The organism is Streptomyces sp. NPDC001663, from assembly GCF_042893105.1.
Taxonomy (GTDB): domain Bacteria; phylum Actinomycetota; class Actinomycetes; order Streptomycetales; family Streptomycetaceae; genus Streptomyces.
On the sequence record NZ_JBIAUR010000038.1, the window covers coordinates 23,955 to 35,220 of the forward strand.

At 70.7% G+C, this 11,266-nt stretch carries 8 protein-coding genes and 1 pseudogene; 7 read left to right on the top strand and 2 right to left on the bottom strand.

What is annotated here, in order from left to right; genetic code table 11:
- Nucleotides 1-110: 110 nt before the first annotated feature.
- Both ACFY1L_RS54830 and ACFY1L_RS54835 read right to left on the bottom strand, forming a co-directional pair.
- Entirely contained in the window at nt 111-650 is a 540-nt protein-coding gene (locus tag ACFY1L_RS54830) for a GNAT family N-acetyltransferase (protein WP_388843091.1), read from the bottom strand.
- A complete protein-coding gene (locus ACFY1L_RS54835; RefSeq protein ID WP_388843092.1) occupies nt 647-1,930 on the bottom strand; it encodes an XRE family transcriptional regulator in 1,284 nt (427 codons plus the stop codon). The genes ACFY1L_RS54830 and ACFY1L_RS54835 overlap by 4 nt, the downstream gene beginning before the upstream one ends.
- A 241-nt stretch (nt 1,931-2,171) precedes the next feature.
- Here ACFY1L_RS54835 and ACFY1L_RS54840 point away from each other — a divergent pair.
- The 7 genes and pseudogenes from ACFY1L_RS54840 to ACFY1L_RS54870 all read left to right on the top strand — a co-directional run.
- Nucleotides 2,172-2,606: pseudogene (locus tag ACFY1L_RS54840) on the top strand (ATP-binding protein); the annotation flags it as partial.
- Between the two features lie 238 nt (nt 2,607-2,844).
- Nucleotides 2,845-3,033: a hypothetical protein gene (locus tag ACFY1L_RS54845; RefSeq protein WP_019759144.1), complete on the top strand. Its 189-nt coding sequence runs from the start codon at nt 2,845-2,847 to the stop codon at nt 3,031-3,033.
- A 186-nt stretch (nt 3,034-3,219) separates the two neighbouring features.
- Entirely contained in the window at nt 3,220-3,399 is a 180-nt protein-coding gene (locus ACFY1L_RS54850) for an FxLD family lanthipeptide (RefSeq protein WP_388843093.1), read from the top strand.
- A 217-nt stretch (nt 3,400-3,616) separates the two neighbouring features.
- Nucleotides 3,617-6,571 carry a lantibiotic dehydratase gene (locus tag ACFY1L_RS54855; RefSeq protein ID WP_388843094.1) on the top strand — a complete coding sequence of 985 codons (2,955 nt, stop codon included), beginning with the start codon at nt 3,617-3,619 and terminating at the stop codon, nt 6,569-6,571.
- The gene (locus ACFY1L_RS54860) at nt 6,568-7,842 is read left to right on the top strand and encodes a lanthionine synthetase C family protein (protein WP_388843095.1); all 1,275 of its coding nucleotides are present in this window, start codon (nt 6,568-6,570) and stop codon (nt 7,840-7,842) included. The genes ACFY1L_RS54855 and ACFY1L_RS54860 overlap by 4 nt, the downstream gene beginning before the upstream one ends.
- 21 nt (nt 7,843-7,863) lie before the next feature.
- Complete coding sequence (fxlM, locus tag ACFY1L_RS54865) at nt 7,864-9,945, top strand: methyltransferase, FxLD system (RefSeq protein ID WP_388843096.1); 2,082 nt, start codon at nt 7,864-7,866, stop codon at nt 9,943-9,945.
- An 89-nt stretch (nt 9,946-10,034) separates the two neighbouring features.
- The gene (locus ACFY1L_RS54870; protein ID WP_388843097.1) at nt 10,035-11,168 is read left to right on the top strand and encodes a hypothetical protein; all 1,134 of its coding nucleotides are present in this window, start codon (nt 10,035-10,037) and stop codon (nt 11,166-11,168) included.
- Nucleotides 11,169-11,266: the final 98 nt, after the last annotated feature.

Here is an 11,266-nt window from a genome sequence, read left to right on the forward strand (position 1 = left end):
TGCCGACGCTTATCCCAAGTTGATGTCGGCTTCTATCTGGCACTGTTCAACACGTCACAGGATCAGCCAAAGGCGAGCCGCTCCGCGTCGAGTAGAGACGTGAGCGCGGGTTAATGACTGGCGCGGATCATTACGGTGAGCACCGGCGACGCCGGTGACGGCTGGCTGTGCCCGATGTCCTCGTATCCCCACGACTTGTAGAGCGCATGGACCTTTCCGTCCCCTGCGGCCGGGTTGACCATGAGCGTGACGTATGGCTCTTCGCGGGTGGCGAGGAGCGCATCATGGATGCGGCGGGCGGTGCCGGTCTTACGCCAGGTCGATCGGACGCCGATCTCCTTCAGGGCCACCGCCGGGCGCTTGGTGTACTTCTCCGCCGGCGTTGGGCTGGTGCGCTGCCAGTAGCGGTCGCCGTGCTCGATGGTGTTGCCGTAGGCGTAGCCGACCGGATGTCCGTCGGCGTACGCGAGGACGGCCGTGAAACCCGGCTCGGTGCTGTGCCGGTCCAGGCGCTCGCCGAACGCTGTGACCGCGTAGTTCGGCAGGTGCAGCAGCGGGGCGCGCACGTCGGCGTACACGTCGAGGAGGTCGCCGCGGGCGGTGTCGAGGGTGGTGAAGGTGCGCAGTTCGATGGCGGGCGCCGTGGTCATGCGGCCATCCTCCAGGTGGCGGTGTGCTCGGTCCAGGTCTGCACGGTGGAGCTGCCGGGCGCGGTGGCGCGCAGTGCGGCCCCGAACTCCTGCAGCATGCGCGTGACCCGGGCGTGCTGGGTGGCGGCTTCGGCGGGCACCTTCATCGCGGTGGCAGTGGCGGCGTCGGGGGCGCCTTGGGCGAGCTGGGCGTGTGCGAGCCGGGTGGTGGTGATGGCGCGGGACCGGATCATGTGGGGCCGGAGGGCGGACAGGCAGCGGTGGGCGTGGTACTCGGCGGTCGAGTAGTCGCCGAGCGCCAAGTGTGCGGAGAGGGCCAGGGAGTCCAGTTCGGCCTGGTCGTAGAAGGCGAGCATCCACACCGGCCGGTAGTCGGCGGGGTCGGCGCGCAGCATGGCGTCCTGGGCCTGCTCGAAGGCCCGGCGGGTGCCGGTGCGGTCCTGCGCTGTGCCGTGGATGGCGCCCTGGCGGGCCAGGCCGAGGGAGGCGAACAGGGGGTCTCGGCGGGTGAGGTGCAGGTTGCGGGCGACGTCGTTGGCGGCAAGCGCGTCGGCGGGGCGGCCCATGTGGCGGTACATGGTGCCCGCGTGGCTCCAGATGCGGAACTTGATCGCCTGGTCGCCGGACATCTCGGCGAGGGCTTGGGCCTCGCGCATGTGCGCCTTGGCGACGTCGTAGCGTCGGCCGTCGATGGCGGCCCACATCGCGGAGGAGCGGAAGGCGGCTGCGGAGGCGTAGAGGTTGCTGCGTACGCGCTGGGTGGCGCTGCCGGCGTTCTGGAGGTTGAGTGCCTCGTCGGCGAGGGCGGCGGCCCGCTGCTCGATGTCGAGTTGTCCGCCGTGGCGGTGGTCGCTGGCGATGATCTCGGCGAAGCGCTTGTTGAGGCGGTTGACGTCGCTCATGCCGATACGGCGCGGCGATGCGGTGCCGGGTGCGGCTGCTGCTGCGGCCGCCGCTGCGATGCTGCCGACGAGGGTGCGGCGCTTCATGTCGGGGTCCTCCTGCTGCGGTGGGGCCGGGGTGGACGAAGGCCGGCTCCGTGGCACGAACCCTAAAGCGACGGCGGGTAGTCCGGTGACGTCCGCAAGTGCCTTGCGGGCGGCTGACTTTGGCCATGTGACCCGGCCCGCTTTCCATGCCCGGACCGATGAGCCGTCGAGTCCTCCAGGGCGCCCGGTCAACCGTTCAATGGCCCTGTTCACGGCCTCGGCGAGGCTGTTGGAGCTGTAGCCGTGTTCGGTCATCCACGCCTCAAGAACGGTGTTGCGGGTGGTGTCCATGCGGGCACGGTAGTCCGCGCGATCCCCACTCGCCAGGTAAAGGAGAGGCCAAAACGCCCTAGGTGGGTCCGTCGGCTGAGTGCCTGAACGTCCTAACCAACCTGCTGGGAAAGGGAGTTGTCTGGGTGCTGGTCGCCTGCCGTGCCCCACCGTGCGGGCGGCTGTTGACGGCCCGGCCCGCCTCCGAGGTTCCCCCGCGGGGGTGGGCCGGGCGCCGAGACGACACGAAGGCTCCACCCCAATGACGAGTCTGAGAACACCAGTTGAGGCCATCTCCGTCGGCCACCCCACGTACAGCCAGACCTTCCCGTGCGAGCCGTCCATGGCCGAGCTCGGCCGTGAACTCGTCCGAGACGTCCTCGGTGTGTGGCACCTCGACGGCCTCGCCGACCGTGCCGTGCTGATCGTCACTGAGCTGATCGCGAACGCCTCCAGGCACACTCCGTGTCCCGAGATCCGCCTCACGGTCGGGCGGCCGAGCTCGACGCGACTGCGTGTCGGGGTCGTGGACCGGGAACCATCGCGTCTGCCCATACTCAGCCAGGCGGCTGACGACGACGAGTCGGGGCGCGGGCTGCTCCTCGTCGATGCAGTCGCCGACCGGTGGGGCTACGACCTGCACGGCTCGGGCAGACGCCCTTGGGGCAAAGAGGTCTGGGCGGAACTCCGTACCGAGAGCGCAAGTGAGCATCCCGGCCACGGCACCCTCGCCCCTTCCGGACCTCGCCCGACTCCGGCCCCGCCAGCAGATGGCCATTGACTGCGCCCTCTGCGCCCGGCCGCTGGGAGCGAGCGGTCGACGGCTGGGCGATCTACGCCACCGGGGCCTTCCGTTCCAGCTCTGGGCCTGCGTTCCCCACTGCCAGGCCACCAGATCGACCATCCCGACCAGCTGAGAAAGGGGACGTCCTCCCATGGAGTGGCCGTGGATCACAGGTGATTGCTGGCTCGGCTGCGGGCGTACGGGAGTCCTGGTGATCTGGCTCGGCCCGGTGCAGTGGGACGGGCAGCACGCCCCTTTCTACGCGTGCGAGCCGTGCCTCGATCGCCTCAAAGCCCAGGCGCTCGCCTACTTCATGGAGCGGCGACCGGCATCCGCTTGATCAGTTTCCCGGCACATGACTTCCCGGCGTGAGGGGGGCAGCCCGCGAGGACTTCTACGCGGAGCACGCCCTCGCGCCGGGCGGCCAGGAGCCGTCGGGGGAGCAGCCGTCTGGCAGCGCTCCCGTGGCGGCACCTGGTGGGCGCTCCAGCCCAGTAACACCGCAACGATTACGAGGAGTTGAAGCATGACGCGCAGCACCGTAGTTCCCAGCCGCACCGAAGTACGCCCGCAGATCTCTGGGGCGTCGGACGGCTTCGACCTGGATGTCTCTCTCGTCGAGATCGCCGACCCGGCTGGCCTGGTCAACCTGACCGACGACAACTGCGGGTCCACCTGCGGCGCCTGCACCACGAACGTCGCCTGACCCGGACTCCAGATCACCCAGGGCTGGTGCCGCCGCGTCTCCGCGCGGCGGCACCAGCCGCCCGCCCCCTCACCTACGGAGGTACTTGGTGGTTGCTCCGCCTGCAGCGTTCCGCACCGGTTCCACAGTTCTCGTGCGCGCCGTGGCCCGGCCCTCGGTGCCGATTCCTCCATGCCCTGACCTCGATGACCGCTCGCCCAGTGCTTCGTCTGCCCGTGTGTCGTGGCTACGCGCGGCCTGGGCGGACAGGGATGTCGCCGAGGCCCTCCGGTACTCCAGCCCGGTCCTGGCCGCGCAGGTAGGGGCCCTGTGCACGGCCGAGCATCCAGCCCTCCGGGATGTGCAGCGCGCGGCGCTGTCCGTGGCCCGCTACCTGCTGCGGGCCCAGCACCGGGCGACACCCTTCGGCCTGTTCGCCGGCGTGGCCACCGCGGCGTTCGGTCCGCAGGCGCGGGCCGACTGGGGCGAGGAGCACGTGGCCGTCGGCCGGGCAGGGGCGGAGTGGTTGGCGGCCCTGGTCGCACGGCTGGAGTCATGCCCGGACCTCCTCGAACGGCTGCCCGTCGTCATCAACAACACCGTGACGTACCGGGGAGACCGGCTCATCGTGCCGTTCCAGCCCGACGTCCAGGACGACCGGACTCGCGCGGTCGAGGCGTCTCTGACCCTGACCGGACCGGTGCGCGCGGTCCTGGCCGCGACCCGACTGCCGATCCGGTTCGGCACCCTCGTGGACAAACTCCGGGCGGAGTTCCCCGAGGCCGGTCCCGAGAAGGCGCGTCAACTGCTGGCGGAGCTGATCCGGCGGCGGGTACTGATCACGAGCTTGCACGCTCCGAGCACCGAGACCGATGCCCTCGGATATCTGGTGGGCCAACTCGACGCGATCGACGCCATCAGCCTCGCCCCGGTCGCCGAGACCGTACGCGAACTCCACGCCATCCGGGCGGGCCTGGAGGAGTGCGCCACGCACGGCGGCCGGGACAGCGTCGCGGCGCGGATGCGAGACCTCGTCCCCGGCCTGCGCCGCCACCCCGTCGCGCTCGACCTCCGCATGGACGTGCAGATCGTTCTGCCGGAAGCGGTCGCCCGAGAGATCGAGCGCGCCGCTCTCGTCCTTACCCGCTTGAGCATCCGCCCGTACGGGACCGCCACCTGGAACGAGTACCACCAGCGCTTCTACGAGCGGTACGGCATCGGCACGATGGTGCCGCTCGCGGAGGTCGTCGCGGACAGCGGCACCGGCTATCCCAACGGCTACCCAGGCGCTCCAGCCGGCGCACGCAGGCCCCGCGTCTCCGCTCGGGATGACGCCCTCGTACGACTGGCTCAGACCGCCGCGCTCGACGGCCGTGACGAAGTGATCCTCACGGACGAACAGATCGAGGCCCTGGACGCGGGTCCCGCCAAGCCTCGGCTGCCGCCGCACTTGGAGATCGGGGTGCGGGTGCACGCGGCCAGCCTGGAGGAGTTGCAGCGCGGGCGGTTCCGGCTGGAGGCCGTGAGCGTGTCCCGTGGTGTCGGCGTCTCCACGGGCCGATTCCTCAGCGTGCTGGGCCTCACCGATCGCGAGGCCCTGGCCGCCGAGCTTGCCGACCTCCCGGCCGCGGACGGCAACACCATGCCCGCGCAGCTCTCTTTCCCGCCCCTGCTCCCCGAGAGCGCCCACGTAACCCGCTCCCCACAGGTCTTGCCCACTGTGATCAGCCTTCAGGAGCACCGCGCCCCGCAGGACACCGTCCTCACCCCGGAGGACCTGGCTGTGGGGTGCGACGGCCGCCGCATGTACCTCGCCGCCCCCGAGCGAGGCCACCGCGTGGAGGCCGTCGGGATGCACGCGCTGAACCTCCACACCCACACCCCGCCACTGGTGCGGTTCCTCACCGAACTGTCCCGCCCCCAGTGCGCGCAGGTCACCGTCTTCGACTGGGGCGCCGCCGCGGCGATGCCGTTTCTTCCACGTCTGCGGTACGGCCGGACCGTGCTGGCCCCGGCACGCTGGCGGCTGGAAGCGTCCGAACTGCCCGGCCATGCCCGCCCTCGGGCTGAGTGGGACGCCGCGCTCAGCGACTGGCGTGCCCGGCGGAGGGCGCCGCGCCGCGTCCATCTCGTAGAGGACGACCGGGGCCTCTGCCTCGACCTCGACGAGGCCGGCCACCGTGCGCTCCTGCGTAGACACCTCGACCGTACGCGCCTGGCCGTACTCGTCGAGGCTCCCCAACCAGATGCGTACGGCTGGTGCGGTGGGCGGGCCCACGAGGTCGTGGCGCCCCTCAAAGTAACGGGTCCGTCGGCGTGGCCGCCGCTGCCAGCCCCCAGCAGGGCCCGTGCCCTGTCTGCGGCCCAGATGCAGACGCCTGCCTCTTCCTCGGTTCTTCTGGCTGCCCTGTACGGCGACCCGCGCCGCCAAGACGTCCTGCTCTCCCGTCACTTGCCCGGCCTCCTCGAACAGCTCGGCAACCCGCCGTGGTGGTTCATCCGCTTCCGCGACCCGGACCAACACGTCCGCGTGCGCATCGCCCTCCCCGACTCGGGAGCCTTCGCAGACACGGCTCGAACGGTGAGCGCTTGGGCCGACGAGCTACGAAGCATCGGCCTGCTGGCCGACCTGCGCTATCCCACCTCCTACCGGGAGATGGGCCGCTGGGGCTCCGGCACCGCATGGGAGGCGGCCGAGGAGGTCTTCCGGGCCGACTCGCGCACCATCCTGGCCCAACTCACGCAGCCACAACGTCCCGGACAGCGCACGCTGGTAGCGGCCCACACGGTCGCCATTACCTCCGCGTTCCTCGGCAGCACCGCAGCCGGGATGCGGTGGCTGATCGACCACATCCCTCCGACAGCCCCCGCTCCCGTTCCACGCCCACAATTCACCGACGCCGCACGGCTCGCCGACCCGAGCGACGACTGGGTGGCGCTGCGCTCTGTCCCGGGCGGGGACGCCATCGTGTCGGCATGGGCTGACCGGGATACGACGCTCGCCGCGTACCGGCGGCACCTGCCCGGCCCGGACACCCAGGGCATCGCCGTCGACGACGTCCTGACCTCCCTGCTGCACGTCCATTTCGTGCGCCACGTCGCCGTGAACTTTCCGGAGGAGGAGGTGTGCCTCTACCTGGCGCGTGCCGCCGCCCTGGCCTGGACCGCCCGCACCAAGGGGAGGGCTTTGTGACCGCCCGCCGCGCGCTCGGCCTGGTCGACGCCATCGCCGACCGGCTCGCCGATCCCGACACCGTGCCCCTCGGCTCCAGGACGCTGTCCTCGGACCGGCAGCACCTTGCTTACGGTCCGCCCGGGATCGCGCTCCTTCACATCGAGCGGGCCGCGAGCGGCCTCGGCCCGTGGCACCGCGCCCACGCCTGGCTCGCCGCCGCCTGTCGGCAGCCGCTCACCAGCGGCCCGGACAGCCACCCGTTCTACGGGGCGCCCGCCTTCGCCCAGGCCCTGACCTGTGCCGCCGACCACCTTCCCGGTTCCTACCGGCGCGCCCTCAATGCGATGGACGGACAGATCGCCGTCAACGTCGGGCGCCGTCTCGATGCCGCGCACCGCCGCATCGACGCCGGACGCCTGCCGCAGCTCGCCGAGTTCGACGCCATCCGGGGCCTCACCGGATACGGCGCCTACCTACTGCGCCGAAACCCCGGCAGCTCCACGATGCGCGCCGTTCTCGACTACTGCGTGCGCCTCACCGAACCGATCACCCACCATGGCGAGACCCTGCCGGGCTGGTGGACGGAGACCGGGCCCTCTGGCAGCCCGGACGACCGATTCCCCGGCGGACACGCCAACACCGGCATGGCGCACGGCATTGGCGGTGTGCTCGCGTTCTTGGCCCTCGCCGCTCGGAACGGCTCCGTGACTGACGGGCACCACGCGGCACTGCACACCATCCTGACTTGGCTGGACCGCTGGAAGCAGAGAGCTGACGGCGGACCGGTCTGGCCGTACTGGGTCACTCAGGACGAGCTGCGGACGGGGCATCTCGCCCCGTCCGCGCCCCGGCGGCCGTCCTGGTGCTACGGCACCGCCGGCCTCGCCCGCGCCCAGCAACTTGCCGCGCTCGCTCTCTGCGATACCAGCCGCCAGTTCGACGCGGAGACCGCGCTCGTGGCCGCCCTCACCGACCGCGAGCAGCTGAAGGCCACGACGGACAACGGCCTCTGCCACGGGTTCGCCGGCCTCGCCCACGCCGCCGCACGTATGGCAGACGACGCCCACCCCTCGACCGCGGGGAAACTCCGCGCAGCGATCCCGGCCCTCCTGGCTGCAGTCACCCCACCGGACACCGACCCCGAGCTCACGGCCACAGCGCTCATCCATGACCAGGAAGGCGGCCCCGGCCTCCTCGACGGCGCCGCCGGCATAGCCCTGGCCCTCCTTGCGCCCAGCACCGCCGCACCACCCCGGTCCGCCTGGGACGCATGCCTCCTCATCGCTTGATCCACCGACCGAAGGACCCTCATGCCTCCCGACCGTTGGCAGCAGCACAACATCACCTTCGTCGACCGCGAGATGGCATGGCGCACCATCGCCGAACGCCTCGGTCCCGCCCTGATCGAGGCCGAGGCCGACGGGCAGCTCACGGGCTGGTGGTTCATGAACAAGCTGCCCTGGCCGCTGCGTTACCTTGCCGACAAGCCCTCCCCGGCTGTCGAGTCGCTCCTGAGCGATCTCATCGACGACGGCGTGGCCACGTTGTGCCTGCCCTGCGTTTACGAGCCCGAGATCGACGCATTCGGTGGGCCCGAGGCCATGGAGGCGGCCCACGAACTGTTCCACAGCGACTCCCGCCACCTGCTCACGTACCAGCCGAACCAAATGCACTTGGGACGCCGGGAGACCGCCGTCCTGCTGGCGAGCGCCCTGATGCGCGGCGCTGGACTCGACTGGTTCGAACAGGGCGACGTATGGGCGAAGGTCGCAGCTCTTCGACCGGTCGCCAATCCACCACACCCCGAACGAGCCGCCGAACTCATCTCGCCGATGCAGAAGTTGATGACCGCGGATGCCCGCAGCCTCTGCCGCCGGAACGGTCCACTGCACAGGTATGACGAGTGGGTGACCGCCTTCGAACGGGCCGGAGCCACGCTCGCCGACCTCGCAGGCCGCGGCGCCCTCACCCGCGGCCTGCGCGCCGTCATCGCCCACCACGTGATCTTCCATGCCAACCGCGCCGGTCTCCTCCGGGGCGACCAGAGCGCCCTGTCCCACATCGCACGAGAGGTAGTCATGGGAACGAGTGACCACACCGAGTCGCCCACCGAGGCAACGGTCAGCATCGATAGCGTCAGCGCGGTGAACACCGACACGATCACCACCCCCACGGCGGACGCCGAGCGTCTCCGCAACACCCTGGTCGACCAGCTCCGCGCGGACGGACACGCCCGCACGCCCGCCGTCGAGACAGCGTTGCGGACCGTGCCCCGCCACGTGTTCGTGCCGGAGGCGTCACTCGAAGACGCCTACGCCAACGCACCCGTGCACATCAAGTACGACACCGACGGCACGTCCATCTCCTGCGCTTCCCAGCCAGGCGTCGTCGCCCTCATGCTGGGCCAACTCGAAGCCCAACCCGGCGAGCGCATCCTCGAACTCGGCGCCGGCACCGGCTACAACGCCGGTCTCCTCGCCCACCTGGTCGGCGAGAACGGACACGTGACCACCCTCGACGTCGACGACGACCTCGTGGAAGGCGCCCGCACGCACCTCGCCGCCGCCGGAATCACCAACGTCGAGGCCGTGACCCGCGACGGGGCACTCGGCTACGCCCAAGCAGCGCCGTACGACCGGATCATCGCCACCGTCGGCGCGCACGGCGTACCGCACGCCTGGCTGCAGCAGCTCGCCCCCGGCGGCCGGCTCCTCGTCCCCCAGCGCCTCAAGGGCACCGTCTCCCGCTCCATCGCCTACGAGCAGCGCGACGGCCGGTGGGTGTCCCTCGGCAGCGAGATGAACACCTTCATGCCGCTTCGGCGGGGCATCGCCGACGACGACCGCCGAGTGATCCCTCTCAGCACGGACGGCGCCGTACGACTCCAGGCCCCCGCCGGCCTCAACATCGACGCCGACGCCCTCGCAGGTGTACTTGACCAGCCGCACACCGAGGAGTGGACCGGTATGACGGTCCGCGCCATGGAGTCACCGGAGTGGATGGAACTGTTCGTCACCTGCTCCCTGCCCTCCGGTCTGATCCGGATGCTGTTCCCCCAGAGCGCCAAGGGCGCTCTGCTCACCGAGGACCCCTACCCCTCGTCGACCGCGGTCGTCGACAAAGGTGCCGTCACCTATCTTGCCCGGCGCCTTTCGAAGGAGAAGACCCCCGAGGGTGGCAAGCTCTGGGAGTTCGGTGTCGTCGGCCACGGCCCGGGCAGCGACGAGCTGGCCGCGAGGGTCGCCGACGCCATCCGCACCTGGGACCGCGACTACCGCGACCGTGAGGCCACGTTCGAGATCCAGCCCCTCGACGCCCCCGAGATCGAGCAGCGCCCCGGTCTCTTCGCCCTCGACACCCCGCTGAACCGCATCGTCGTCGACTGGCGATGACGCCCCACGTGTAGCGGACGGCGCCCGTCAGCACACGGCTGGTGGGCGCTGGCGCCTCCGCAGTCCTCACTCTCGACCCCGGGGGATCCATGGACCCGCACGGCCCCATAGCCCAGCGCTTCCCTCTCGTCGCCCGATTCCGCCCCGCCTGCCTGCCGCTGCCTGAACGCGTACGCGCACTCGTCGACCTGGCCGACACCGCAGCGAAGAAGGCCGACCAGGGGCTCGCATCGGCCGTCTACAACCAGGCCGCGCTCATCGCCTCCGACCTCGACCTCCCCGACCTCGCTCGCGAGATGTGCCACCGGCACGCCGCCGCCTACCTCCACGCCTGCCCCCTGCCCGGCATGAGCGCGATCCGAGGACTGGAACCGGTCGTCAACCTCGCCCGCCTCCAGATCCGCGCTGGCCACGCCGATGAGGGGCGCCAGCGACTCCTCGACCTGTATGAGGCCGTCGAGGCGGGCACAGCTGCCCGGTTCGAGGGCGTCTACGTCCCTGCGGACCTCACTGCGACCGGCGAAGACCGCCAGGAAGTTCGCGCGTGGCTGTGGCGCGTCCTCCTCGCCGACGGCACCCGCACCCTCACCACCGAGGGGCGATGGGCCGAGGCCCTGGCGCACATCGAAGCCCACCATGGCATCGGACAGCGGATGCTCGACGGTCGGCAGGTCGCCGTACTCACCGCCCTCGCTGCGAACGACACGGCAGGGGCGGCTGGTCTCCTCGCCGACACGATGCCCGGCGACCCGTGGGAGCAAGCCGTCACGGCATGCCTGACCGTCCTGTGCCGCCGCGACGCCGGGCAGCCGATCGACAGCCACCTGGCCGACCTGCTCACGACCTACTCCGGGAGGAAGGCCGAACCCGGGATGACCGTCTTCGACACCCGCCTCGGACTTACCATCCTCGACGCGATCGGTTCCGCCGAGGCGCTCGCCGCGCACCGCATCGTCGAGGACCTCCACCGCACGACGACGGACGCCGAGGACGGCTACGCGGCCCGCGAGAACTTGGCTCACCCTCTGTTCACCGAGATCGCCACGGACCGGCAAGTGCAGGACTGTCGCGCGCTGGTGCGCGCCTGCGCCCTCGGCACAGCGGTCCTCCCGGACGAACTGCGAGGAGAACTGACGTCGGCTCTGCGCGCCAGCGACAGCGTAATCCGGGAAAGCCTCACACGTTCCTCCGATCCCGGACGAACGCAACGTCTGCGGGCCTGACGGGAGCGTGTCTGAAAGATCGTGTAAGTCCGTGATGTGAAAACCTGGCCCGGGGCTCGCCCTCGGGCCCTCGGGCCGGGCGGATCGGACGAGTCATG